We start from the raw sequence: 26186 nt of genomic DNA, 5'->3' as shown, positions 1-26186 counted from the left end.
GCCTGGGGGCTTTGCGCCACATAGGGTGGGTCAAATTTAATCGCTGAAACCGGGTCAGTTTTGAACGCTCATTGACAGCCCCGGACAATTCGGCCTCGCTCGGCTGCCGCATAGAGTCCCATGTCGGGGGCACGTCCGGAGGCTGCGTTAGATCGTCTGTCGGGTGGGGAAGCCCCGCGTTCTCGACAAAGACCCATTCCGATTGGTGGCGCTTGTAGACGGCGAGGGTTTGGCCTCCGTTGGTCCAGAACCCCATTTTCGCCATAGGTTCATTGCTGAGGTAGCGAAGGAGTTGGGAACGGCCCGCCTCAATATCCGGGGCTTTGAACTCGAAGATGACTTGCAAGGCATACCATTCGCCACTGTCATCGGCAAAGGCGACCAGATCGGCTGAGCCGCAGGTTGCATATTTCTGACCTCGCTCGCGCTTGGTTAGATCGTGCGGAGTGTCGGGTACCTGCCATTCGGGTTTCCACCGAAGCTGAGTTTCCTTCCATCCGAGGCGGAGCAAGTCCTTAATAACCCTTTGTCGGACTGTCTCTTCGGGTTTGGTCGGTACGGCGTCAATCATATGGTCCCCCTCCAATCTGTTTAGAAAACGGGCTACTCGTTTTCTTCCGCGGATACCAGACGCAAACCGAACCGAGGGCTCGTACGCCGGGGTTCAGCGCGAGTGAAACGCGAGGCGCAAGACGTTTTGCCGGGGCGGCCGTTGCTCTCCGTTGCGCGGGAGCGCCCGCCGCTACTGGCACTGTTTGCAGAATTTCTCGAAATGAAAGCCAAGGCTTTTGGGGGAGACATCATCGAAAACGGGGTTGCCGTGCAGGCTCATATAATCCCGTGATTCAATTCGGTCTGAAACCTCGATTTTTTTGGTGCCGGGGTTGATAGAAATTAAGTGTGCGTCGAAGAGCTTGTGAATATCGCTCCTCAACAGAAGGCCGTTCTCAAGCTTGTCTCGGTCGGCAAACCGCTCCGCATAGGGGATGATATGGGCTGCTTCCAGAACCGAAAGCTCTGTCGTGCCAGTGATTGCGCAGCGGTTCGGGCGCTTGCGCAGGAGGGCCTGCCGAAACGCGCTCTGGTATCGCCGCAGGACGACTTGGCGCAGGGCAGTGGCGTCTTCGATTTTCTCAAGATTCAGGGGCTCGTGCGGGTTCGGGCTCTGGTTCTCATATTCCGCGATCTTGTGGGCCTTCTCCCGAACGGCAGACAGAAGCAAGTCCACGTCGTTATCCGAGATGGGCCAAATCCGGCTATGGCGGCTCGCGCCAATACTGGAGATAAAGGTCCCGTCATCCTTGTGCGCTGCCAAGAGTTCCTTCCCAACGGGGCGCTCAAAGAACTCCGCGTTAATCACCCGAGCGCGGCGATCCGGCTGCACGGGGCCGAACTCGACCACGGCCGTCAAACCTCGCCCCCGTTCGCCTTCCTTCTCCTGTTCATGTAGCCACACGAGGCCCCGGAAGCCCTTACTCAGAATTTCGTCGGCAAAGCTGTTCTCTTTATGAAGCTCGGGCAGCGCTGCCTCCCGGCCGACCCAGTTTTCGGCTGGGGGCCTAACGCCCGGCTTTCCGAATAGCTCTATTGCGCTGGATTTGATGAAGAACTGAATGTCCTGCCGCCGGAAGTGTTTCACCTTGCTCGCGCCGAGCTTCAACCGCTCCTGCGCAGCAGCAATTACGTCTGGGGTGAAGCGATCCGAGTATTTGAGCACCAAAGCTTCATAGCTTTGATCCGGGTCAACCTCCTCGAACCCGGCGGAGGCGTTCGAGACCCGGCTCGAAATTACCGAAACCGCGCCAAACGCGTTGATGTCCCGGGGTTCATACCCGAGGCCTGCGCGCTGGCCGTGGTTTCGTTTGACCTCCTGCCAGTGATCGTAGACCCGGGCGAGATCGTTCGCTAACGGATCGGCACTTCCTCTGAGAGCTTTCATCACTTCCGACATGCGGCTTCCTGCGCTTGGCCCCTTGGGGCGGGATTCTTAGAATCTCGCCAAACGCCCGCAAATACAAACGGAATTCTTCGTCCGATGTGAAGTTACCCGAGAAGGCCTGCTCCACCCTGCTTAACGCCGTGCCGCGTTCAATCTCACTCACGGTGATGACTCCGTGATGAGTCTTGCCAAAAGGCAAAGGGCCGCTGTGAGCGACCTTTAACCTATATCTCTAATTTTATTGAGAGATTTTGGCTCCGGCGGTAGGGATCGAACCTACGACCAATTGATTAACAGTCAACTGCTCTACCGCTGAGCTACGCCGGAACACGGGGCGGATATAGCAACCTGGGCAGAGGGCGTCCAGAGGGATTGTCGCTGCAATCGCTGAAAATGTCAGAAAAGTTTCAAACGAGCAGAAATGTGCTGTCGCTGTGAAGCTCTTGCACATGATGAACGCGTGATTTTGATTTAAGATCAATAAGATGCGCCAAAACATTGCGTTCGGCAGCGGGGATGAGCTTGGTGGGAATATCGGTGTAGATGCGGGAGGTAAGGCCGTGTGCGGTGTCTGGACCCATCCTGAGAGCGTTCAGAATGGCCGTTTCGCGGTCTTTGCGATGCTTCAGCAGCCACTCCAGACGGGTATGAGGCTGTTCTATCGCGGCACCGTGACCGGGGTAAAACCGATTCCAGGGCATCTGTGCGAGGCGTTGACAGGACGCCATGAAATCCGTGAGGTCTCCGTCGGGTGGGGACACCAGGGACGATGCCCAGCCCATCACCAGATCGCCGGAAAACAGAAAACCCTCTGAAGCATAACACAGATGATTGCCAAAATGGCCGGGCGTGTGAAGCGCCTTAATGCGCCACCCATTGCCTGAGACCTGCGCGCCGTCTGGCAGGCAAATATCCGGAACGAATTCTGTATCCACGCCCTCTCCGCCGCTGGTGAACCCCCGCGCCACCAACTGTTGCATCACGGCGCTGCGCCCTGAGCGTGCGTCCCCGAAGGCGAGCACCGGGGCGCGCGTGGCCGCGGCCAGAGGGCGTGCCAAAGGGGAGTGATCAAGATGTGCATGGGTGACGAAGATGTGACTGATGCGCTGATCCGGGCCAACGGACCCCAGAATCGTCCGTAGATGTGCTGTGTCATTGGGGCCGGGATCAATCACCGCCAGATCATCCGTGCCAAGCAAATAGGTGTTGGTTCCGCGAAAGGTCATCGGTGAGGGGTTGTTCGCGACGATACGGCGCAGGCCGGGCTGCAACGTTTCGGCAAAACCGGGTATTGGGCGAAAACTGGGATCGGGGTCCGGCATGGTCGTCTCTTTCGGCATGGTATGCGGATCGGGTCCGGGGTAGCTTTAGTCATGTCGTTCCGCTGGCTCAAACACTATATGCCGCGCGGCCTGTATGGCCGTGCCTTATTGATCCTGGTGTTGCCGGTGGTCACGCTGCAACTTGTGGTGTCCATCGTGTTCATCCAGCGGCATTTTGAAGGCGTCAGTCTTCAGATGAGCACGGCCGTTGCGCGCGAACTGAACCTGATTCTCGATGCAGGCGGTGAAAGACCCCTGTCTCAGGCGCTGTCATTCGATGTGAGGCAAGTGGCGTCAACAGAGGTGCCTCCGGCCAGTCAACGCAGGTGGTACGATTTTTCCGGCATCGTCGTTATCCGAACTTTGACGGAAAAAGTGCCGCGCATACGGGCGGTCGATTTGCCGACCGATCGGCTGGTCACTGTCTATGCGGACGGTCCGGAAGGACCCGTAGCGATCGACTTCAGCCGGTTGCGCGCCTCTGCGGAGAACCCGCATCAGCTATTGGTCAACATGGTAATCTTCGGCGTGTTGATGACGGTGATTGCCTATCTCTACCTGCGCAACCAATTGCGCCCGATCACGCGTCTTGCAGAGGTCAGTCAGGCGTTCGGACGGGGCAGGGCGATGCCTTATCAACCAGCGGGTGCCGTTGAGGTTCGGGCCGCTGGCCATGCGTTTCTGGACATGCGCGCGCGGATCGAACGGCAGATCGAACAGCGCACCATGATGCTGTCTGGGGTCAGCCACGATCTGCGCACTCCGTTGACCCGGATGAAGCTGGGGTTGTCGATGCTCGACGAAAAGGATGCCGCGCCGCTGGAGCGGGATGTGCAGGACATGGAGCGGCTGGTTGATGCCTTTCTTGATTTCGCGCGCGACGATGTCGGCAAGACCAGCGCGGAACCCGTCGACCCGGTGGCGCTGGTCGGGCAACTGGTCGAGGACGCGCGTCGCGGCGGCAAGGATGTGACCCTTACAGAGGTCGAAGGTTCGGGTGAGGTCGCGCTGCGGCCGATGGCGATCAAACGGGCGGTTGAGAACCTGATCAACAACGCTGTGCGCTATGGTAGTCGGGCTGAGGTGTCTGTCGCGCTGACCGGGAAATCCCTGCGTTTTCGGGTCGAGGATGACGGGCCGGGTATTCCTGCGGACCGGCGCGAGCATGCGATCAAGCCGTTCGTGCGTCTGGATCCAGCGCGCAATCAGGATCGCGGTTCCGGTGTGGGGCTGGGACTTGCGATTGCGGCAGATGTGGCGCGCTCGCACGGCGGCATCTTGAGACTGGGCGAAAGTGCCAAACTGGGCGGTCTGCGTGCAGATATTGTCATCGCGCGCTAAAGGCCGGGCCGGGGTGGTGCCGTTTCCGGTCTGTTGACGCTTGGGGCGATCCCAGGCGAAGCGCATTTGCAAACAGGCGGCGTCAGCCTTCCGCCGCTTGTGCCCGGCTGGTGGCTGCGGCGTCCAGAACGGCACTCAGCCTGTGCCGGTCGAGCGGTTTTGGCAGAAACTCCAATCCGCGCGCCATGCAGAACTGATCCAGTGGTTCAGTGCGGTTCGCTGAAATAATCGAGCCGGGCAGTGGCCCGAACCGGGCGGCGATCGCGTCGTAAAGCTCGACCCCGTTCATGCCGCGCCCAAGCTGGTAGTCCAGCAAGAGGGCATCGGGCGTGATTTCCAGATCGTCCAGCAGATCCAGCGCGCTGGCCGCATCCGTCGCTTCGATTACGCTGACACCCCAGCTTTCGATAAGAATGGTGATGGCGCGGCGCAATGCCGGGTCATTTTCGACCAACAGAACAATCAGACCAGATTGTGCCAATCGCAGCGGCCGCGGAGTGGGACGGGCAGTGCTGGTGACGTGGTGGGGCAGCGACGCCACCGGCACATTCACCATAAAGCAACTGCCGCGCCCCGGTTCCGACCACAGGGCCAGCGGATGGCCCAGCTTGACGCAGGCGCGCTCGACGATCGCAAGCCCCAGACCCAGCCCTTCATTGGTGCTGGCAGTGGTGTCGAGCCGCCGAAATTCTTCGAAGATGGAATTTTGATCATGTTTTGCAATGCCCGCGCCGGTATCCCAAACCTCGATCCGGGCACCACCTTCGCGGCGACGCACGCCCATCACGACCCGCCCTGTCGACGTGTAGCGGATGGCATTTCCCAGAAGATTTTGCAGGATCCGCCGTAGATAGGACGGGTCGCTTTCGACCACCAGACTACTGTCGACAATGCGCAGATCCAGACCTTTGCGCGCAGCGAGTATGCCCATCTCATCGCGCAGAGGCCGAAAAATCTCACTCAGCGCCATGGGCCGTACATCGAATGATATCCGCCCCGATTCAAGTTTGGAAATATCAAGCAAGGCGTCGATGATCTTTTCGGCACCCGACAGCGCGCTTTCAGCCTTTTCCAGAATTGCGCGGTCGCTGTCCCCGGCGGATTTGTCCGCAAGCGACGAGATGAACAGCTTGGCGGCGGATAGCGGTTGCAACAGGTCATGGCTGGCAGCGGCGACAAAGCGCGACTTTGACGCATTGGCCCGTTCGGCCGCGTTCAGCGCATCCTCAAGCTCCAGGGTGCGTTCCATCACCCGTTGTTCAAGATCCTCGTTCATCTCGGTCAGCCGGTGCGCCGCTTCTCGTTCGGCGGTGATATCGGTGCAGCTGATGACAAAGCCGCGGTCGGGCATTTCGCGGCCAAAAATATGCAGTACCATGCCTTCGGAATGGGTCACTTCGAAAGAGATCGGAGGGCGATGGGCCTTTGACAGCGCCCAATCGCGAAACCCGTCGCGGTCAATGCCTTTGGAAAAGGCAAGCTCTCCGTCGATATGGGTCAGCAAGACCGGGAAGGACGCGCCCAGATGCAGGCGGCGTGCCGGCAGCGACAGGAGCGCGCCGATCTTGAAGTTCCATCCGACAAGCTGCGCCTCTTCATCGAAGATGCAGACCCCTTGGTTAAGATGGTCCAGCGTCGCGTGAATCATCTGCGCTTGCTTGTCCTTCAACCGGTCGCGCGCCTGACGTTCCAGCCGCAGGATGTCAGTCACATCCGTTTGCAGAATGACCGTCCCACCATTGGTGGTGCGATGTTCGCTGACCTGAAGCCAGCGATCGCCGGTCAGCTGTGCGTTGAACATCACATGCCGGTCCTGATGGCGACGTATGCGACGCGCGGCCCAGCGGGCCGAGGATTCGCCTTCGGGCAATGCCAGATGTGGCGAGCGGCTGATCCTGTCGACATATACGGCAAAGGGCAGGCCGGGATGCAGCATGTCCAGCATATCAACGAAGTCACGGCAAAACCGAGAGTTGCACATCACCATGATGTCGTCGGAATCAAACAGGGCGAACCCTTCATGGACCGTCTCGATGGCATTGGCGAGGTTGGACCGCGCGGCCTCTGTTTCAAGGTTGGCCTGCGCCAGCCGGGCGTTTGAATCGTGAAGAAGATCCAGCGTCTTTTCCAGCTGCGTGGTGCGCTCGCGGACCTGTTTTTCGAGTAGCGCCGCGCGCTCGAATTGCGCATAGGCGGCGCTTGAATGCGAGGCACCGTATTCGACCCGGCGCATCAACGATTCCGAGATCTTGAGCAGCTTCTCGTTCTGCCGCTCCAGGCTGTCTTCGGGGTTTGTCAGGGACATGGCGCTCAGCTCTCGGTGGCAGGTGGATAGATCGCGACGCCGGTGAAAGTCTGATTCACGTGCAAACCGCCGATCTGTTCGCCGTAAGTGCCAAAACCAACAACGCGATTTTCAGACAGGATGCGGCTGATCTCGCGGCTTTTCTGGGTTTGGCCGGCCTCTATCCTTCGTAATATGCAGTCGCAGCCAAGGATTTGATCCGGCGCACCGTCCACGGCCAGTTCTGCAAGCCCGCGTTCCAGATGCTCTGCCATGTCCTGATGGTCCGCCAGTGTCAGGACCATACCTTCGTTGATGGCAGAGAAAAACACCAGATTGCCATCCTCATCAACGCGCTGGATTGCGCGGACATGATGCGACTCGCCCAACCGCACCACCACCGGATGCGCGGCAAAGGTGAACGGATCAAGCTGCTGAGGATCCTTGCCCAGAAGCCGGGCATATTCCTGCGCGGCCGGTTCGGCGTTGATCTCATGCACGATGCGGCGGGCGGGATCGGCACCGGTGACAACCATGCGCCGGTCCGTGGGCATGAGATGGTCCAAAGAGAATACTCTCACCGGGCAGGTCGTCCGGACAAGCGTGATCACCGCGCTGTTGCGCGACACGACCCCGTCACAGGCAAGCCACGCTGTGGAAAAGCGCGTGCCGTCCCCCGCAGAGCCGCCAAAGAGCGGCACCGGTCCCAGCCCGGTCGACAGGACAGAGGTCAGGTGTTCTTCGGCCAGGGACAGCCCGTCAATCATCACAAACGCGAATTCCTGGCTCATGCGCGGCCAGGCGCGCGACAGGGCCATGCGGGTCTGGATCAGCCGGTCGATCTGCGCCTGTGGCTCCAGCGCGTGCAGATCGTTGATCACATAGCTGGCCGTCGCGAAATGCGCGGCAGGAAGACCGACGGCAACGATCTGACCGTCCTCATAGCCAGCGCTGCCAAGTTCTCCGGCGGTGGTGCAGGCGCAGACACATGTATCGGTGAATTTGTCCTGTGCGGCCGCGACAACCGCAGCAAAGTCGGCTTCGGGCGTCACAAACAGGCCGACAAATGCAAATTTTCCGGCCCCCATCTGTGCATGAAGGCTTTCAAGCGCATCAGGGTCGCGCCAATCGACCTGCGCCGAGCGCAAGGCTTCGTGCAAGGTTCTTTCCTCCCGCGCGGGCAGTGAAACTGCCCGTCAATCATTGGTTTCCGTGCCGGTTCGGCAAGCGGAAACGATAGGCCGTTCAATCCTCGCTTGGCAAGACCTTCGCAAAGCGGGCCTCTTGCGCGATCAACACCGCCTGGGTGCGGCTGTGGACCCCCAACTTGCGCATGATCGCCGTCACATGCGCCTTCACGGTGGTCTCTGCGATGGTCAGATCATAGGCGATTTGTTTGTTCAGTTTGCCTTCGCAGATCAGGCCAAGGATGCGCGCCTGTTGATTGGTTAATGTCGCCAGCCGGTCCAGGGCGTTGCCTTGTCCATTGTCACCCCCTGCGCCCTCGGGGTCGATATAGTCGTCAGGCACGAATGGCAGGCCCTCGCGGACCGCATCAAAGGCACGGCGAAACACCGAGCGTTGCGAATGTTTGGGCACGAACCCGTTGGCACCGGCCTTCAGCGCGTAGGAAATCATCCGGTTTTCAGCCATCGAGGACGCCACGATGATCGCCGAGGCGGGGGCCGCGCCGCGCAGGCGCACCAATCCGTCCAGCCCATTCACATCTGGCAGGTTGAGGTCCAGCAGGATAAAACCCGGCGCGCCCTCTGCTGCGATCCGGTCAAGCGCCTCTTGCAACGTGCCTGCGGTGGTGATGTCGTCAAACTCTGCCAGCGAGCGCAATGTAAGGCTCAGCGCATCGCAGAACAGCGGGTGGTCGTCCACCACCATCGCGGTAAGCGGCAAAGTCTCAATGGGCCGGGCGGCGGGTTGTTGCATGGCGGACGCGTCCTTCTTTGCATTTATCCTATGGATAATGGCACAAAGGGTCTCTTGTCCAAAGGTCTTAGGCGATGGACGGCGCGCCCGGTCTGTGCGTGATTCTTTGCGAATGTCTGGCTGTTGCGTTTCCCATCCCAGGCCAAGATGCGCGAAAAAACGCGCCCCGCAATGCGGGACGCGTTTCTACGGATCTCCGGTTAGAGGGGGGTGGAGATCAGTTCGCTTGGGCCAGCTGCTTGGGCAGACGGAATGTCCACAACATGCCACCCTGGTTGAGGTAGTTGACCTTCTTGGCCACTTCGCCACCCCATAGCGGAACAGCGCCGCCCCAGCCGGACATGACCGAAACAAACTGCTCGCCGTCCTGTTCCCAGGTGACAGGCTGACCGACAATTCCCGACCCGGTCTGGAAGGACCACAGCTCTTCGCCGGTCTCGTCATCCAGCGCCAGGAACTTGCCCTCGGGCGTGCCAAAGAACACCAGACCGCCGGCGGTTGTCATCACGCCGCTCCACAGTGGAGCCTCGTTCTTGTATTCCCATTTCCATTCGCCGGTGTCGGGGTCAATCGCCTTGAGACTGCCGATATGATCTTCGTACATCGGCTTGATGGTAAAGCCTGATCCAAGATAGGCGGCGCCCTTCTTGTAGGTGATCGGCTCGTTCCAGATATCCATGCCCCATTCATTCGAGGGAACGTAGAAGTTCCCGGTGCGCTGTGAAAACGCCATCGGCATCCAGTTCTTGCCACCCAGGAAACCGGGGGCAGAGAAGACCACTTCGCCTTTTTTGCCGTCTGCCGCTGCTGTGGGATCACCGGGGCGGTTATCTTCGTTGAAGATCGGTCGGCCAGTATCGTCAATACCGCTGGCCCAGGTGATGTCCTTTACGAAAGGCGCGGCAGAGACGAACCCGCCATCGGCACGGTCGAGCACATAGAAGAAGCCATTACGATCCGCCGTGGCATAGCGCGCATTGCCTTCGCGGTCGGTATAGGAGACGACCTCGTTGACGCCGTCATAGTCCCAGCCTTCGCGCGGTGTCGACTGATAGTGCCATTTGATTTCACCGGTTGCCGGGTCAATTCCAAGACGCGAGGCAGCGTAGAGGTTGTCGCCCGCATTGCCCTCGGTCGGCGCGCCCGCATTGCGCAGGTGGCTGTTCCAGGGGGCAGGGTTGCCCGTGCCGAAGACCAGCGTGTCTGTGTCGGCGTCATAGGAGCCGCCCAACCATGTCGCGCCACCGCCGGTTTTCCACATATCGCCCGGCCACGTCGCGTTCAACTCGCCGGTCATGGTGCTGTCTTCGCCGTTCAGCGTGCCCATGTGGCCCTCGATCACTGGGCGGGTCCAGACCATCTCGCCGGTTTCGGCGTCACGCGCCTGCACTTCGCCGACGATGCCGAACTCGCCGCCTGAGTTGCCGGTGATAACCATCCCGTTCACGATAAGCGGGGCCGCAGTATAACTGTAGCCGGCTTTGTAATCGGCGATTTTCTTGCGCCAGACCACATCGCCGGTCTTGGCGTCCAGCGCGACCATCCGCGCGTCAAGCGTTCCGAAATACACCTTGTCGCCGTAAAGCGCCGCACCCCGGTTGACCACGTCACAGCATGGCAGAATGCCCTCGGGCAGGCGCGCGTCATACTGCCAGATTTCCTGACCGGTCTTCACGTCGATGGCATAAAGCCGCGAATATGACCCGGTGATATACATGATGCCATCGTGAATCAGCGGCTGCGCTTCCTGACCGCGCTGCTTCTCGCCACCAAGGCTGAAGGCCCATGCAGGAACAAGGTTTGTCACGTTTTCCTTGTTCAGCGTGTCCAGCGGCGAATAGCGCTGAAGGTGACGGCCCATGCCATTGGTCACGATCTGGCTGACATCTGCTTGGTCGTTGGCCAGATCTTCTTCTGTCACATCGGCCTGAGCGGTACCCGCGACCATGAGGCCCGCAGCGACTGTGGCGATAAATCTGTTCATGTGTGTCCTCCCTGGGAACAGTTTTATTCATGCGCGCGGCTGATCATCCGCCGCCGCTCTCTCTCCAAGTGCAGTTTATAGCCAAGCGGGAGGGGCGCGGTACTCGGCTAAGGTCGTACGACCAACAGGGCATTGACAGGGGCAACAATTTTGTTCATTAGCAGCGTCGCTGCTTGACGCGTTAACCAAACTTCAGCACAGGTTAATGAAAAATTGTCAATTCAGTAGAGATGTGCTAAGTCTAGTAGGGTATCTTGTTGTTTAAGGGTTATAGGAAGTTAAAATGACTTTTTCAAAATGGATTGCTGTCGCAATTTTCGCATCAACATTGGCAGCTCCGGCTACTGCGGCGACGGTTAGCGCTGTTCGCGGCGAAATCGTTCCCCCACCAGTATCTGTCGAGAACGGGTATGTGTATAACTGGCGCGTTCAGGCGTTTGATGAGGCGCAGGACGTAAAGCTTACCAGCGACATTGGCGTGAATGGTGGTCGAACGATCGCTGCGGGCACAAAAGTCGATAGCCACATGATTTTTCTCAATGTGAAAAATGGTGTGTCGCAACGTCATTATGGGCTGACGGGGTCGCTTTATAACGATCCGGGGCCAGTCAGCTTTACCTTTGACGGTACAATTCTGGGCGTGATGGCAGATCTTAACGGTCTGCGAGAGGCGGCCTCGAACAGCCAGCTTGCATCATCCAGCACCCTCTATCCTGGGTCGTTTGAAGCGCGTGGGATGGAAGAAAATGACTGGCGCAACAAAAACAACGATTGGTTCACGTATTCTGGGAATACGATTTGGCTTGGCATGAACGTGTCTCAGCCGGGTGACTGGATTCGCGTCGTAACTGCGGCACCATCGCCGGTGCCTGTTCCTGCGGCGGGGTTGTTGCTTCCAATTGGTTTCGGTGCACTTGGTCTTATGCGGCGCCGGCGAAAGGCTGCACAAGCCGCAGTGTAAGCAGCACAACCTGATTGGGTCTTAAGGGTCCGGCCAGATAATGGCCGGACTTTTCGATTCTGCACCTGTTGCGTACGGACATAAATCGTGTTGGCGCAGTCGGGGAGGCCACCATGGTAAGCGAGACAGGCTGGTTTTCCTCGATAGCCCGTGATGCGTCTGCATTCAGAAAGCCGGGGCATAGCGCCAGTTGTCGGCGTCCGGCGTCACCTCATCAAGGTCGTAATCGGCTATTTGCAGCCGTTTTGCGATGGCAAGCCCTTCCTGCGCCGCTTCGTCGACCAGACGGCGCCCCTCCGCCTCGTCCGGTGCAACGCCGTGGCCGCGCATCAGATCAAGCCCGTAGTTGAATTTGCCCACCGGATCGCCCGCCATAGCCGCGCGCCTGTCCCAGTCGGCAGCCGCATCCGGGTTATAATCGCCTCCCAAGCCATTGTTTTCCATCTGGCTCATCCATGTCATAGCGCCCGTGTAACCGGCGGCAGCGCAGGCTTCGAACAACTTGCGGGCGGGGGCGTGACGGCCGGATTTGGTGATGTAATATCCGGTGGCGCAGGTCATCATATCGGTCTGACCCTTGTCGATGTTCGACATAACTTTACCAAACCCCGAGTCCAGCGGATTAAGCGTGCCATGCTCATCCTCAACCGAGCGGGTCTGGGTATCGGCAAAGGCCGGAAGGGTCGCAAAAACTGCGATGCAAAGAGTCTTTCGAAACATGGGAACTCCTTTCCTCTGATACCAAAGTACCATCCCTGACGCGGCAAAACACATGGGCTATGGTCGTAGATAGGGTCAGCTTTTGCGACGTGTCAGTCCACGCGCGGGATCATACCCCCACAATGCGAACGCCATGAAGGCGCAGGTGGCGAAGATCGTCCAACCCAGAGCTGGCAGGTTCAACTGGCCATACAGCGCAAAACGGATCAACTCTACCGCGTGGGTAAACGGGTTCACCGCACATATGTCGTGGAGCAATTCCGAAGATTCTGCCATCTTCCAAAGAGGATAGAGCGCGGAGCTGAGGAAAAACATCGGGAAGATCACGAAGTTCATCACACCGGCAAAGTTTTCCAGCTGTTTGATGAAACTCGACAGGGCGAGCCCGAGAGCGCCCAGCATAAGCCCGGCGATGGCCAGCGCGGGAATGACCGTCAAATATCCCAACGGAGCCGTCGTGACGCCAAAAGCGGCGGCGATGGCCAGAAACACCAGCGCCTGCAGGATGGAAATCGCGGTGGATCCGACAAGCTTGGCAAACAGCAGCCAGCCACGCGGCAAGGGGGCTGTCAAGAGGAGGCGCATTGATCCCATTTCACGGTCGTAAACAAGGCTAAGAGATCCCTGCATGCCATTGAAAAGTAGGATCATTCCGCAGAGACCGGGCACGATATAGGTCTCGTATGTAATGTAGGTTTGGTACGGCGGGATGATCGACAACCCCAATGCCGCGCGAAAACCAGCAGCGAAGACCACCAGCCATACCAACGGCCGTACGAGTGCTGCGACAAAGCGTTCGCGTTGATGCAGAAACCGCAATGCCTCGCGGCCGACGATGGCGCGGAGCGACGTAAGATAGGGGTGGATCACCATGCATCCCCCAAAAATTTTGTGTATTCTTTTGATGTCAATAAATTATAAGCCATTGATAATGCGATAGGTGAGTTGCGCAAAGTCATGCAGGCTTTGCCGTCAATGTCAGGAAGTGCTGTTGCAAAGAGGCGTCTCCGCGCAATGTCCCAGCATGGCCGTCCTGCATGATGCGGCCCTGATGCAGGATTACCAACCGGTCCGTATCGCGCACCTCGTCGGTCAGATGGGTGGCCCATAGCACGGTGATCCCGTCCGTCGCGGCCAGATCGTGGACATGGGTCGTGATTGCCTCGCGGGTGGCGGCGTCCAAGCCAACCGTGGCCTCGTCCAGCAACAACACATCGGGCTGATGTATCAACGCACGGGCGATTTCGGTGCGCCGGCGATGCCCGCCGTTGAGGCTGCGGGCCTTTTCCGACGCACGGTCACGGATTGCCAGCCGGTCCAGGCTTGCGTCTATGCGGTTGGAGGCGTCGCGACCCGAAAGCCCGTGCAGGGCCGCAAAATAGGTAAGGTTTTGTCGGATCGTCAGATCCAGATCCAGAGTTTGGGCCTGAAACACAACACCCATCCGCGCCAAGGCACGGCGGGGCACCGTTGTCATGTCGTGACCAGCTATTGCGATCTGCCCGGACGCTGTTGTGAAAAGCCGCGTCAACAATGCGAAAAGTGTGGATTTTCCTGCACCGTTTGGCCCCAGAAGCGCACAGAATGCACCCGGTTCGACGATGAAAGTGACATCGTCCAACGCTTTGCGTGCACCGTAATTGTAGCTGAGGTTCTGGACGGAAAGGCCGGGCGTCATGTTGTGTCCACAGTGGTTCAATAGGTTCGGGCGATGCCCCTTGCCTTCAAGTCATAGCGCCCAAGTGTGAACGCGACAAACCCGACTTCTGTCTTGGCGCCTGCGTTTTCTTCATGCGCAGGCACCGCGTTGTCATTTTTGTTGAATAAAAACTGGCGGTGCTCAGTTCGTCGGGCGGAATGCGGCCCCCCAAGGAAAGCGACCGACCTTGATGGATTTTACCGGCTTGCGGCTGGCAACATCGATCACGGTGACGTCGCCAGAGATGCCGTTGGTGGTGAACAGCTGCGAATGATCGCGGTTGAACGCCATATGCCAGACGCGGCGACCGACAAGGATATACTCTTCGACCTCATAGCTGGTCATATTGACCACCGCGACGTGATTTGCCGGACCGAGCGCCACAAAGGCGATGGCGTCATCGGGGGTGAATTCAAACCCGACGGGCTGGATGCGGTCCGGGTGGATGTTGGGCAGATCGAAGGTGATCTTCGCCTTTTCCGTCTGGGTGGCACCGTCGAACACTGTCACTGTCCCACCGATTTCGGAACTCACCCAAAGCTCTGCCCCGTCGGATGTAAACTCGGCATGGCGAGGGCGCGAATCGACCAGAGTGTTGGCAAAGATCTTCTGGGTTTCCGTGTCGATCCAATGCGCCATATTGGTGGTTTCCGAAGTGGTGATGGCGATCTTGCCGTCTGGGGAGACGGCCATGCCCTCGGGCTCGATCCCGACGCTGATCTGGGCCACGACGGTTCGGGTTTCCACATCCACAACGGTCGAGATCGCGTCATCTTCGTTGGCAATATACAGATGCCGGTTGTCGGGATGCAGCGCAAATTGTTCGGGATCCTCGCCGGACGGAAGTTCGTGCAGCACTTCGCCGGTCTCCGGGTCCATGACCTGTACCGTGTCGCTGTCGCTGGCGCAGATGTAGACGACCTTGTGATCATGGCTGAAGATGATCCCGCGAGGCCGTGCGCCGGTGGGAATGGTGCGAGTCACTTCCAGCGTTTGCGTGTCGATGACGCTGATCGTGTCGTCGCGTTCATTGGTGACCCACATCTCGTCTGCGAGTGCGGGGGCGGACAGAACCAGTAGGGCAAGGGTGGTACGGATCATCGGATTGGCTTTCGTGTAATAGGTGAATTGGAACGTCGCGACGAAGCGCGGCGCTGCGATTACTGAAAGCGCGTGCAGCCGCTTTCGGGGGCATCAAGGCCCAGCGTGTCAAGTTCAGTACGCGGGTGTAGGAAACCGTCCAGCGGGGCGAGGGCGGCCTGTGCATGGGCATGGACCAGCGGTATGGGCTGCCGCAACTGCCCGTTCCAGGTGCGGAAGGTCAGCGGGCGCCCCTTGAACCCGGCAAGCTCGAACGCGTCCGACAGTATATAGGCGCGCAAGGCTGCGGGATCATCGGTGCCGGTGCGGGTCACGGCCTCGCCTATCGCGCGAAACGCGGCCCATGCGGCATAGTCGAGCGGGCGCATCGGACGCGCGGCCAGATCCTCGAAACGCGATTGCAATTGCGCAGCGCCCCATTGTTCCACGACCCGGTCCCACGCGACGGGACGCAGCCCTTCGGAACCTGCAACAGGGCGCGGTTCCCATGTGTTATAGGGGATATAGCGGGCAAAATCGCCGATCTCGTCGGCAAGCAGCAGGACATCGTGGCGGCCAAGGTCCTGGGTGAACAGCGGCATTTCCTGTGTGGCGTTGCGGCGCATGTCGGCGTCAAAGGCCCATTCTTTCGTGGCACCGATCTTCAGGCCGAATTTGCTGGCAGAACCGGTCAGCGCATCGGCAAAGGCCAGATCCTCGGCATGTGTGCCGTGGATCAGCGCCAACCCGGTCCAGCGCCGTGACAACAGAAACTGCATCAGCGCATCGGTGCGCATGTCAAGCGACGGGCCGGTATGAAACAGGTTGGGGCGGCACTCCTGACTGCGCAATTTGCGGTCAGGTGCCGAGGCGTTGAAAAGCAGTGCCTCGCTGGCTTCCGGCAGGTCAGCGACGCTCAGCAACGTGTCGGCGGGCGCGTCGAGGATCACAAAGGGGGTGGCGGCAAGTGCCGCGCGCATGGCATTGGCGAAATCACCGCCTTCCGGCACTTCCGTGATTTCCAGCGTATAGGTCTGGCCCAGAAACTGCCCAGTGGTCTGATTGTCCGCCAGGGCAAGCGATGCCCCATCAATGCCCAAGCGTTCCGGGCGCGGGTCGAGATTGGACAGGGTAGGTGGCTGCGGTACGACCTGGCGCAGGTAATGCACGGGAATCGTCAGCTCTGCCCAAGCGGGCAAGGCGGACAGCATCAATGCCGCGATGGCTGCGCGAAGACGCATGTCACAGATCCTCCTCCTAGTGTGTCGTGATCTGACGGTAGGTGGTTGCAGCGGCACAGCGCCATGCGACCTTGGTCTGATTTCGGGCGGTTCGGCGACGAAAGTCCAATATCGCCGCGTCGGAACCTGCGCTTAGAAACGGGGAGGACAGACGCGAACAGGCCCGCAATCGCGGGGGAGGAGAGATCGAATGACATATTTCAAAACGACACCCATTCTTGCCGCGCTGGCAGTGCTTGGCCTTGGCGGTCACGCGCTTGCGCATGGCGATGTGGCCCCTCAGGCGGTCGACACGACCGGCCTGCCGACGGTTGAGGGGGACTGGCTGACCGAAAACCCCTATCGCGCCGAGGCCGCAGGCGAAGAGGTCTGGACCAAGGCAATCGAGATCGGATCCTCCGGGTACAACCAGAACTGCGCGCGGTGTCACGGGCTGGAGGTGATCTCGGGCGGGCTGGCACCGGATCTGCGCTTTCTCGAGGCCGAGGAATATGGCGACGAGTGGTATGTCGAGCGGTTCCGCGAAGGCTATACGCAGAACGGTACCACGAAGATGCCGGCCTTTGGCGAATTGCTGGGGCAGGAAGCCGCATGGGCGATCCGCACCTATATCGAAACGCGGCCCGACGATGCCGCCATGGATGCGGCTTCGGACGATCTCAAGGCGATCCGGGACCAATTGACCGGCTGGGCAAGCGATCCGTCGGATGCCGATCCGGATACGGCGATCGCGCAATTGCAGGAAATCGCCTCGGGGATTGAAACCATGTCCGGCGCGCCCGTCGCTGACAGCGTGGCATTTCGTGCGGCCAAGCAAATCGACGGCACCGAAGCCTCCTATACCAAGGCGGCGGAGACATTGACGATCGGGTTGTCAGCCGCGCATTGACGGGCTGAAACTCAGCCGGGCGCCCGACGGTTTGCGGCGCCCGCATTGCCTTTGCATTGGATCATGCCGCGTGGCATGGTTGCATCGGATGGGGGATTTCCAAATTGCGTGACGGCTTGGTTGCAAAGGCAAGATCGGGGGCGAAGAGGCTCGTGACACTTGCGGCGCTTTGTCTGGCCGCGGGTGCGGCCAGTGCCGCTGATCCCTGTGCGGATTACATCCCGCAGCCGAAACCGCAAAACACCTCTCGGGACATTGTGGGCCGCGATATGGACCAGCTGATAGAGCAGGGGCATATGCTGTTCGCCGTCTATGAGGACAACCCGCCCTATAGCTGGGACGAGGGCGGCAAGCCGCGCGGCGTCGATGTGGATATCGCCCGTCTGATTGCGGATGATCTGGGTATCGAGGCGCGCTTCAACTTTGTCGCGGCGGGCGAGAACCTTCAGGCCGATCTGCGCAACAACATCTGGAAGGGCGGCATCGTCAGTGGCCGGATTTCCAACGTGATGATGCGCGTGCCATATGACAGCGCGTTCAAGTGCAGGGTAGAGCAGGTGACGTTTATCGGGCAATATGCCGGTGAGAGCATCGCCATCGCCTATGACAAGGCGAAATACCCCGATGGTGGTCCGCTGCCCGCCTATTTCCGGTTCGACACGGTCGCGGTTGAAAATGACTCGATCGCGGATTTCTACCTGTCCGGCTTTGCGGGCGGGCAACTGGCGCAGGGCGTTCGGCGGTATCCGACCATGGCCGCCGCGATGCAGGCATTGGCCGAGGGCGAGGTCATGGCGGCAATGGGGCCGCTGGGGCAACTGGAATTCGGGCGCACGAATGCGATTGCCATTCACCAACCCCCGCTGCCGGGCTTCGCCGTGTCGCGCTGGACGCTTGGAGTTGGCCTGCATTTCGCCTATCGCCCACTTGGCTACGCCGCCGATGATGCCATCCGCTATGCGCTGGAAGACGGCCGGATCGCGGACATCTACGCCTCCTACGGGCTTAGCTTTCAGCCGCCTGAAAGATAGCTCTACACCAATGGTCTAATATGCCCCGCTTCGGTCCTTGGCCTAGGCTGGGCGCAGCAAGAGGAAACCCTGATTATGAAACTCAGCGATTCACGAGATATTGCCGCCCCGCCAGAGGTTGTCTGGGCCGCATTGCTGGATGCCGAAGTGCTCAAGGAATGCGTTCCCGGCTGTCAGGAAATGACCGGCAGTCCGGAAGAGGGGTTCGAGGCGGTCGTGGTTCAGAAGGTCGGCCCGGTCAAGGCGACGTTCAAGGGCCAGGTCACGATGTCAGAGATGAATGCGCCCACAAGCCTGACGCTGAGCGGCGAAGGCAAGGGCGGTGCTGCTGGCTTTGCCAAGGGCGGGGCCGATGTGACACTGACGCCATCGGATGTGGGCACCACGCTCAGCTATGATGTCGAGGCGAAGGTCGGCGGCAAGTTGGCACAGTTGGGCAGCCGGATCATCGACGGGTTTGCCAAGAAGATGGCCGATCAGTTTTTCACCCGTTTTCAGGAAGTTGTTGAAGGGGCGGACAAGGCTGGCGAAGATGGTGCAGAGGACGGCGGCGAATCTGCTGCGGCCGGAGAAAAGAAAGGGTGGTTCAAACGGTTCGTTTCCTGATCCGTGCCACGCATCTGAATTGAACAATATGACGGGAGGAATTTGATGGCGAAGGTAGAGATGACGGTGAACGGCAAGTCCGTTTCCGGAGAGGTCGAAGGCCGCACGCTGCTGGTTGAGTTTATTCGCGGAAAGCTGGAACTGACCGGAACGCATATCGGCTGCGACACCAGCCAGTGCGGCGCATGTCTGGTGCATGTCAACGGGCAGGCGGTCAAGTCCTGCACGATGTTCGCAGCCGAGGCTGAGGGTGCCGAGGTCACCACGATCGAAGGCATCACTGGCAAGGACGGGTCGCTTACGGCTGTGCAACAGGCGTTTCAGGATTACCACGGGCTTCAGTGCGGTTTCTGCACGCCGGGTATGGTGATGTCGGCCACGGCGCTGCTGAAGGACAACCCCAAGCCCAGCGAAGCCGAGATACGCGAATATCTTAAAGGCAATATCTGCCGCTGCACGGGCTACCACAACATCGTCAAGGCGATCATGGCCGCATCCGGACAGGATGTGGGTGCTATCGCCGCCGAGTGATCATTGCGGCGGCGGGCCACGGCCCCGCCACCCGCGCTACATTGCAGGCAGGGTTTAACCCGGCCATCCCCAGGGAGGATAAAGAACATGCCGAAAGATCATGGCATCGGAGCCAGCAGCAAGCGCCGCGAAGACGTGCGCTTTCTGACAGGCACCGGCAATTATACGGACGATATCAATGCGCGTAATCAGGCCTATGTGCATTTCCTGCGCTCTGATGTGGCGCATGGCCGGATCACCAATATCGACACCACTGCCGCTTCGGAAATGCCGGGCGTGGTGCGCATCTTTACCGGTGCGGATTTCGAAGGGATCGGCAGCATTCCCTGCGGTTGGCAGGTGACGGACCGCTTTGGCGAGGTCATGCATGAGCCGCCGCACCCGGTTCTGGCACAGGGCAAGGTCCGCCATGTTGGTGACCCGATTGCCGCGATCGTTGCGGACACACTGGCAGAGGCCCGCGATGCGGCGGAAGCCATTGAACTCGACATCGAAGAACTGCCCGCCGTCGTGAACATGAAGGACGCGTTGAAGGACGGCGCGCCCAAAGTGCATGACGATCTGCCCGGCAACCTTTGCTATGACTGGGGCTTCGTCGAGGAAAACCGCGATGCGGTGGACAAGGCGATCAAGGAAGCCGCGCATGTCACCACGCTGGAGCTGGTCAACAACCGGCTTGTCGCCAACCCGATGGAACCGCGGGTCGCCTTGGGCGAGTACAACCGCGCCAATGACGAAAGCACGCTGTATACCACCAGCCAGAACCCGCATGTGATCCGGTTGCTGATGGGCGCGTTCGTGCTTGGCATCCCCGAACACAAGCTGCGCGTCGTGGCCCCCGATGTGGGCGGCGGCTTCGGCACCAAGATCTTCCACTACGCGGAAGAGGCATTCTGCACCTTTGCCGCCCGTCAACTGGCGCGGCCGGTCAAGTGGACCTCCACCCGGTCCGAGGCGTTCATGTCCGATGCGCATGGCCGCGACCACGTCACCAAGATTGAACTGGCGCTGGACAAGGATAACAACTTCGTTGCCCTGCGCACCGATACGCTTGCCAATATGGGTGCGTATCTATCCACTTTCGCGCCGTCGGTTCCGACATGGCTGCACGGCACGCTGATGGCGGGCAACTACAAGACGCCGCTGATCTATGTGAACGTCAAGGCCGTGTTCACCAACACCGTTCCGGTAGATGCCTATCGCGGCGCTGGCCGCCCCGAGGCGACTTATCAGCTGGAGCGGGTCGTGGATAAGGCGGCGCGCGAATTGGGTGTCGATCCGATTGCATTACGCCGCCAGAACTTCATCACCGAATTCCCCTATCAAACGCCAGTCGCCGTGGAATATGACACTGGCGACTACACTGCCACGATGGACAAGCTGGAAGAGATCGCCGACATCGCGGGCTTTGCCGCACGGCGCAAGGAAAGCGAAGCCAAGGGACGTCTGCGCGGTCTGGGTGTGAACTGCTATATCGAGGCTTGCGGCATCGCGCCGTCGAACCTTGTCGGTCAGTTGGGCGCGCGTGCGGGCCTGTACGAAAGTGCAACCGTTCGCGTGAACGCCACCGGTTCGATCTCTGTAATGACCGGCAGCCACAGCCACGGGCAGGGGCATGAAACTGCGTTCCCGCAGGTCGTGGCAGAGATGCTCGGCATTCCCGAAGATCAGATCGACATCGTGCATGGCGACACGGCGCGCGTGCCGATGGGCATGGGCACCTACGGATCGCGCTCGCTTGCAGTCGGCGGGTCGGCCATGGTCCGTGCGACCGAGAAGATCATCAACAAGGCCAAGAAGATCGCCTCGCATCTGATGGAAGCTTCCGAGGCGGATATCGAACTGAAAGACGGTCAGTTCACCGTTGCGGGCACTGACAAATCCGTTGCTTGGGGCGATGTTACGCTGGCCGCCTATGTGCCGCACAACTACCCGCTGGAAGACATTGAGCCCGGTTTGGAAGAGACGGCGTTCTACGATCCGTCGAACTTCACCTACCCCTCGGGCGCCTATGCCTGCGAGGTCGAGCTGGACCCGGAAACCGGTCGTGTTACCGTTGAACGCTTTTCCGCCGCGGATGACTTTGGCAATATCATCAACCCGATGATCGTGTCCGGTCAGGTTCATGGTGGGATCGCTCAGGGGGTTGGACAGGCCCTGATGGAAAGCTGCGTCTATGATGAAAACGGCCAGCTGCTTAGCGCGTCCTACATGGATTACGCGATGCCGCGCGCCGATGACGTGCCGTTCTATAGCGTTGATCATTCCTGCGTCACACCTTGCACCCACAATCCGCTGGGCGTGAAGGGCTGTGGTGAGGCCGGGGCCATCGGGTCGCCACCCGCGGTAATCAATGCCGTGGTGGACGCGATGCAATCGGGCGGGCATGATGTGACCCATATCGACATGCCGGCATCGCCTTCGCGGGTCTGGGCGGCGATGAACGGCTGAGATGACAGGATGGGAACGGGGGCGCTGCCCCCGACGCCTTGCGGCGGCATCCCATAGGTATATTTGAACCAGAGAAGCAGGGGACTGGCGCGCCGGGACATGCTTCGGGAGAGGAAGAGACAATGTACAATTTCGACGTTGTAACACCGAAAACTGTGGCCGACGCGGTCGCAGCGCTTGGTGAAGAAGACGCGCAGGCATTGGGGGGCGGGCAGACGTTGATCCCGACGCTGAAACAGCGGCTTGCCAGCCCGTCCAAGCTGGTCAGCCTGACCGGTATTGACGAAATCAAGGGCATCCGCACCGACGGAAGCGGCACCTTGTGCATCGGTGGGGGCACCACGCACGGGGCCATCGCGAGCGAGGGCTCGGCCTATCCGGCGCTGGCTGCCCTGGCAGGAAATATCGGCGATCCGGCGGTGCGCAACCGTGGCACGATTGGTGGATCGCTGGCCAATAACGACCCGTCAGCCTGCTACCCGGCAGCGGTTTTGGCCTCTGGTGCGACCATCGTCACGAACACCCGTGAGATCGCCGCTGATGACTATTTCCAGGGCATGTTCACCACCGCGCTGGAAGAAGCCGAGATCATCACCGAAGTCCGCTTTCCGGTGCCTGAGAAGGCGTATTACCAGAAATTCGAGCAGCCTGCCTCGCGGTTCTCGCTGGTGGGTGTCTTCGTTGCCAAATATGCCGACGGTGTTCGGGTTGCGGTGACAGGCGCGTCGAATGACGGTGTGTTCCGCTGGACAGAGGCGGAAACCGCGTTGTCGTCGAATTTCTCCGCAGATGCCTTGGACGGGTTGGCGGCGTCGGCTGACGACATGATCGCGGACATGCATGGCAGCGCGGCATACCGAGCGCATCTGATTGGTGTGCTGACCAAACGCGCGGTTGCCGCCGCTGGCTGAGCGCCAAGATCGCATTGGAGAGGGGCTCCCGGTTTTCTGGCCGGGGGTCTTTTTTGTGGGCATCGGAATTTGAGTATTTTTGCCAAGAAGAAGCTGGGGGCGGGCTTTCCGCTCGGGCCGGTCGTGTGTGTGTCACAATGTGAGAAGGTCGCCTGAATTGTCCAAGGCGGTGATGCGGGTCAGCTTTGCAGAGCGTTTTAGAGTGCCGAGTTGGTCGCGCGTCATGAATACGGCGGCGGTCGACAGCGCATCGGCCCGTGTTGCGCTGTGATCCTCGACGCTGATTGTCGACCAGAGGGCGGGGCGACCGTCCGGCGACAGAATGTGGCTGCCGGTCGCCAAGAGCATGGTGCCGGGGCTGGATGTGGCGATGGCCGTCCCGTGGAGGGCGCGTGTGGCGACCGGCCCATGCGCCGGATCGGAGACTGCCAGACGCCAAGGGCCACCAAGCGCGGCAAATTCGCCGATATTGATCAGGGCCTGGGTGGCCCCCCGTTTTGCAAGGCCTGTGCGGATCAAATCGGTGGCGAAGCCTTGGGCGATGCCGTTGAAGGTCAGCATCTGACCGGGGGCGAGGCGCAGACGGTTGCCGGTCTTTGTCACGCGATCCCAGCCGACAAGCGCGCGGGCCGGACCAAGATCGAGGCCCTGGGCGTCGGCCTGCCAAAGTGGCTGTATTGTCGGATCGAACAGCGTGTTCGAGAGGCGATGCGCGTCGTCGCACTGCGCGACCAATTGTTGGAACGCTGGGGGCATGTCAAGCCAGCCGCGCGCGTTCAGGAGGCTCAGCGCCGAGCTGGGGCGGTAGAGGCTGAACAGCGCCTCGATCTTTTCAAGAGAGGCCGGGATCTCTGCCAGGGCGGGACCTGTCAATGCCGATGGACCGTGCAAGGTGACCGAGACCTCGGCCCCCAGCGCGCGGCCCTGCCAGCTTGACGCTTTTGCAAGGCCGGGCGCACAGGCGAAGGCCGCCGAGAGGGTGAGGAATCGGCGGCGTTTCATTGGGCGGGCACCTCGTTGGGATGGCCTGTCGCGCGTGGTTTGCGGGTGGCTGAGCGCCCCTTGAGGATCAGGGGCACACATTGCGCGGGGTCATCGTGGATCGTTACGCAATCAAGGCATTGGAAACACTCGGAGTAAGCGATCTCACCTTGTTTCGAGATGGCGCCATAGGCACATTTGACGCGGCACAATTGACAGGGTGATCCGCATTCGACGCGGCGCGGGATCCAGCGGCGCATGCGCAACGCTCCGCCGATGGCCATGAGCGCGCCCAATGGGCAGACATAGCGACAAAACCCTTTGAAGACGATCATGCCGAGGAACAGCCAGAACAATGCATAGCCCGCATAGTACCATTCGCGGATAAAGAATGTGGTGATGGCGGTCTTGAACGGCTCGACCTCGACCGCCTTGTCGAGTGCTGAGGGCAGCAGCAGTGTCACCCCGATCAGCGCCAGAAGGACAAGGTATTTCAGGCCCTTGAGGGGGCGGTCCAGCCAGTCCGGCACATCATATTGCGGCAGGCGCAACAGGCGGCCGATGTGATGCGCAAATTCCTGCAACGCGCCGAACGGACAGAGCCAGCCGCAAAACAGCCCGCGCCCCCACAGAAAAAAGCCCAGAATGGCGGCACCCCAGATCACCAGCGAGAACGGATCGTAGAGAAGAAAACCAAGACTGCCGCCCTCGATGATGCTGCGCAATGTGCCAAGCGGGGTGACGATGGACAATTGCCCCTGTCCCCACCAGCCGATGAAGCCAAGCACAATGGCCAGAATGCTCAACCGGATCGGAGTGTAGTGGCGCAGCGCTGCGAACGCGCTTTGGCGGAAGGCTAGGACGGCAAGAAGCGCGGCAAGAAAAACGGACAGAAGGATCAGATCGGATTGGCGGTTGTGGATCGCCTCGCGCCAGGGGGCCAGACGCGTGACGGCACCGGGGCGGTCGTAAAATCGCGCGTCGGTGACATGGGTGGTGTCCAGCGAGACCGAGCCCATTTCGGGCTGAAAGAAGCCATGTTCGCGCACCGCCTGCACCTTCAGCACCCAGTCCTGCGTGGGATCGAACCCAAGTCTTCGGTCCGTCCGCAAGATCATCGCGACACCGTCCTGAAGCGCGTCCGGAACCTGATCCGACAGGCTGACCAAAAGATCGGCGTCGCGCATCGCCACCGGAAAGCTGCCCTGTTCGGCACCGATCCAGTCCGGCGCGGTGTTGCGCACGAAATCGTCCGAGACCAGCCCGTGGCGCGCAGTCTCGATCAGCAGGATGGGTTCGTCATCGGGCGAGATCGCCATGAAATCCTGCAAGTCCCGAAAGCTGTCCTCGGTCAGCAAGGCGCGGGCGATGGAGGGCGGTCCCAGATCGGCAATCCACAGGTTCAAATAGGCGTCGTTCGGGGCATCCTGCGCCTCGGGGTCGTCATCTTCCCAAAGCGTGTCTGCGAATGCCGCGTCAACTTCGGCATTCGTGACATGAAAATTCTGTATCAGCCCTTGGTCAAACAGATCCTGCCAGCTCAGATCCTCGGAATAGTCGGGATCGGGAAAGGCGGGCGGGCCGGAACTGATGCCTTGCATCTTTTCGCGCGCCACCTGAAGCGTGGCGGCCAGCAGGCTTTCATGGGCAATGCGAACCGACGCGGTTGCCTTGGTCACGCCGTCGAGATAGACCAACTGCCCACCGCCGCCGCCCGCGCCATAGGGGGTGCCGACGACCAGAGCCTCGGATATCGAATGGCCGCGATATTGCTCGAAGAACTGGTGGAACGGGGCCTCGCCCAGACCGCTGATAAAGATCGGTTCGTTATGCGAGATCAGCCGCACATCGACAAAACGCCCGTCGAGATCCAGCACCACCAGCATGTTGATCGGTGCGCCGGAAAAGCCGGGCAGGGGCGCCATGGGCTGTGTCTCGAACACATAGCCCGCATCCGCGCCGCCAGAGTTCAGCAATTGCCAGACGCCCTTGTCGTTCAGCTGTTCGCCAAGTGACATGGGCGGCACGATCATTTCAGCGATTGTGTCGCGGGGCAGGGGATCGGCGGCCGAAGGCAGGGCCAGACTGACCCAGAGACAAACTGCCAAGAACGTGCGGATCACTCCCATAACCCGAAACCTAAAGGGTGCGGGCAGGGCACCCAATTCGACCAAGGTATAGAGGGCGGGCCCGCGCCACAGGGCGGGGGTCCATGCGCGTCACTGATGGTTTGAAAATCGCGACTGGTTAGGGCACCGGAATACGACCGGCGTC

At 60.2% G+C, this 26186-nt stretch carries 22 protein-coding genes and 1 tRNA gene; 8 read left to right on the top strand and 15 right to left on the bottom strand.

The features are described 5' to 3' along the window. The 4 genes from ACN0WV_RS15450 to ACN0WV_RS15435 all read right to left on the bottom strand — a co-directional run. Positions 1 to 571: hypothetical protein (locus ACN0WV_RS15450; RefSeq protein WP_417606962.1), on the bottom strand; the 571-nt coding region annotated here is incomplete at its 3' end. Positions 572 to 742: 171 nt separating this feature from the next. Next, positions 743 to 1951, bottom strand: coding sequence for an HNH endonuclease (locus ACN0WV_RS15445; RefSeq protein WP_417606960.1), 1209 nt, complete (start codon positions 1949 to 1951; stop codon positions 743 to 745). A gap of 240 nt (positions 1952 to 2191) precedes the next feature. Then, a tRNA-Asn gene (locus ACN0WV_RS15440) sits at positions 2192 to 2266 on the bottom strand. Between the two features lie 80 nt (positions 2267 to 2346). Then, entirely contained in the window at positions 2347 to 3261 is a 915-nt protein-coding gene (locus ACN0WV_RS15435) for an MBL fold metallo-hydrolase (protein WP_417606964.1), read from the bottom strand. Between the two features lie 51 nt (positions 3262 to 3312). Here ACN0WV_RS15435 and ACN0WV_RS15430 point away from each other — a divergent pair, with 51 nt between their 5' ends. After that, complete coding sequence (locus ACN0WV_RS15430; protein ID WP_084350257.1) at positions 3313 to 4602, top strand: ATP-binding protein; 1290 nt, start codon at positions 3313 to 3315, stop codon at positions 4600 to 4602. 82 nt (positions 4603 to 4684) lie between these two features. Here the strand turns inward: ACN0WV_RS15430 and ACN0WV_RS15425 are convergent, their stop codons facing one another. The 4 genes from ACN0WV_RS15425 to ACN0WV_RS15410 all read right to left on the bottom strand — a co-directional run bounded on the left by ACN0WV_RS15425 (position 4685) and on the right by ACN0WV_RS15410 (position 10811). Further along, positions 4685 to 6907: a hybrid sensor histidine kinase/response regulator gene (locus ACN0WV_RS15425; RefSeq protein ID WP_417606958.1), complete on the bottom strand. Its 2223-nt coding sequence runs from the start codon at positions 6905 to 6907 to the stop codon at positions 4685 to 4687. A 5-nt stretch (positions 6908 to 6912) separates the two neighbouring features. Then, positions 6913 to 8046 (bottom strand): FIST N-terminal domain-containing protein, encoded by a 1134-nt coding sequence (locus ACN0WV_RS15420; protein ID WP_417606956.1) that lies wholly within the window; start codon positions 8044 to 8046, stop codon positions 6913 to 6915. Between the two features lie 85 nt (positions 8047 to 8131). After that, entirely contained in the window at positions 8132 to 8827 is a 696-nt protein-coding gene (locus tag ACN0WV_RS15415; protein ID WP_417606954.1) for a LuxR C-terminal-related transcriptional regulator, read from the bottom strand. A 217-nt stretch (positions 8828 to 9044) separates the two neighbouring features. Further along, a complete protein-coding gene (locus ACN0WV_RS15410; protein ID WP_417606952.1) occupies positions 9045 to 10811 on the bottom strand; it encodes a PQQ-dependent methanol/ethanol family dehydrogenase in 1767 nt (588 codons plus the stop codon). A gap of 283 nt (positions 10812 to 11094) precedes the next feature. Between ACN0WV_RS15410 and ACN0WV_RS15405 the strand changes: the two genes are divergently transcribed. Further along, the gene (locus ACN0WV_RS15405; RefSeq protein ID WP_143514467.1) at positions 11095 to 11772 is read left to right on the top strand and encodes a VPLPA-CTERM sorting domain-containing protein; all 678 of its coding nucleotides are present in this window, start codon (positions 11095 to 11097) and stop codon (positions 11770 to 11772) included. A 165-nt stretch (positions 11773 to 11937) separates the two neighbouring features. Here the strand turns inward: ACN0WV_RS15405 and ACN0WV_RS15400 are convergent, their stop codons facing one another. The 5 genes from ACN0WV_RS15400 to ACN0WV_RS15380 all read right to left on the bottom strand — a co-directional run bounded on the left by ACN0WV_RS15400 (position 11938) and on the right by ACN0WV_RS15380 (position 16512). Then, positions 11938 to 12492 (bottom strand): SEL1-like repeat protein, encoded by a 555-nt coding sequence (locus ACN0WV_RS15400; RefSeq protein ID WP_417606950.1) that lies wholly within the window; start codon positions 12490 to 12492, stop codon positions 11938 to 11940. A gap of 75 nt (positions 12493 to 12567) precedes the next feature. Next, positions 12568 to 13365, bottom strand: a complete 798-nt coding sequence (locus tag ACN0WV_RS15395) for an ABC transporter permease (RefSeq protein ID WP_412780335.1) — start codon at positions 13363 to 13365, stop codon at positions 12568 to 12570. A gap of 82 nt (positions 13366 to 13447) precedes the next feature. Beyond that, complete coding sequence (locus tag ACN0WV_RS15390; RefSeq protein WP_417606949.1) at positions 13448 to 14170, bottom strand: ABC transporter ATP-binding protein; 723 nt, start codon at positions 14168 to 14170, stop codon at positions 13448 to 13450. A 162-nt stretch (positions 14171 to 14332) separates the two neighbouring features. Continuing rightward, positions 14333 to 15292, bottom strand: coding sequence for a YVTN family beta-propeller repeat protein (locus ACN0WV_RS15385; protein WP_417606947.1), 960 nt, complete (start codon positions 15290 to 15292; stop codon positions 14333 to 14335). 59 nt (positions 15293 to 15351) lie between these two features. Further along, positions 15352 to 16512, bottom strand: coding sequence for an ABC transporter substrate-binding protein (locus ACN0WV_RS15380; protein ID WP_417606945.1), 1161 nt, complete (start codon positions 16510 to 16512; stop codon positions 15352 to 15354). A gap of 190 nt (positions 16513 to 16702) precedes the next feature. Here ACN0WV_RS15380 and pedF point away from each other — a divergent pair, with 190 nt between their 5' ends. The 6 genes from pedF to ACN0WV_RS15350 all read left to right on the top strand — a co-directional run bounded on the left by pedF (position 16703) and on the right by ACN0WV_RS15350 (position 22931). Next, entirely contained in the window at positions 16703 to 17401 is a 699-nt protein-coding gene (gene pedF / locus ACN0WV_RS15375) for a cytochrome c-550 PedF (protein WP_417606944.1), read from the top strand. Between the two features lie 152 nt (positions 17402 to 17553). Next, positions 17554 to 18432 carry a substrate-binding periplasmic protein gene (locus tag ACN0WV_RS15370; RefSeq protein WP_417606942.1) on the top strand — a complete coding sequence of 293 codons (879 nt, stop codon included), beginning with the start codon at positions 17554 to 17556 and terminating at the stop codon, positions 18430 to 18432. A gap of 75 nt (positions 18433 to 18507) precedes the next feature. Continuing rightward, on the top strand, positions 18508 to 19038 hold the full coding sequence (locus tag ACN0WV_RS15365; protein WP_417606941.1) for a CoxG family protein: 531 nt from the start codon (positions 18508 to 18510) through the stop codon (positions 19036 to 19038). A 45-nt stretch (positions 19039 to 19083) separates the two neighbouring features. Then, positions 19084 to 19569, top strand: coding sequence for a (2Fe-2S)-binding protein (locus ACN0WV_RS15360; RefSeq protein ID WP_417606940.1), 486 nt, complete (start codon positions 19084 to 19086; stop codon positions 19567 to 19569). A gap of 87 nt (positions 19570 to 19656) precedes the next feature. Further along, positions 19657 to 22020, top strand: coding sequence for a xanthine dehydrogenase family protein molybdopterin-binding subunit (locus ACN0WV_RS15355; protein ID WP_417606938.1), 2364 nt, complete (start codon positions 19657 to 19659; stop codon positions 22018 to 22020). A gap of 122 nt (positions 22021 to 22142) precedes the next feature. After that, positions 22143 to 22931: an FAD binding domain-containing protein gene (locus tag ACN0WV_RS15350; protein WP_417606936.1), complete on the top strand. Its 789-nt coding sequence runs from the start codon at positions 22143 to 22145 to the stop codon at positions 22929 to 22931. Positions 22932 to 23063: 132 nt separating this feature from the next. Here the strand turns inward: ACN0WV_RS15350 and ACN0WV_RS15345 are convergent, their stop codons facing one another. Together ACN0WV_RS15345 and ACN0WV_RS15340 are read right to left on the bottom strand one after the other, a co-directional pair. Continuing rightward, positions 23064 to 23933: an FAD:protein FMN transferase gene (locus ACN0WV_RS15345; protein WP_417606935.1), complete on the bottom strand. Its 870-nt coding sequence runs from the start codon at positions 23931 to 23933 to the stop codon at positions 23064 to 23066. Next, positions 23930 to 26041: a 4Fe-4S binding protein gene (locus tag ACN0WV_RS15340; protein WP_417606933.1), complete on the bottom strand. Its 2112-nt coding sequence runs from the start codon at positions 26039 to 26041 to the stop codon at positions 23930 to 23932. Before ACN0WV_RS15340 ends, ACN0WV_RS15345 begins: the two co-directional genes overlap by 4 nt. Positions 26042 to 26186 lie beyond the last annotated feature (145 nt).

Origin of the sequence: Primorskyibacter flagellatus, from assembly GCF_048268605.1 — a bacterium.
Taxonomy (GTDB): Bacteria; Pseudomonadota; Alphaproteobacteria; order Rhodobacterales; family Rhodobacteraceae; genus Primorskyibacter; species Primorskyibacter flagellatus.
This window is presented reverse-complemented; position numbering and strand designations above follow the sequence as displayed.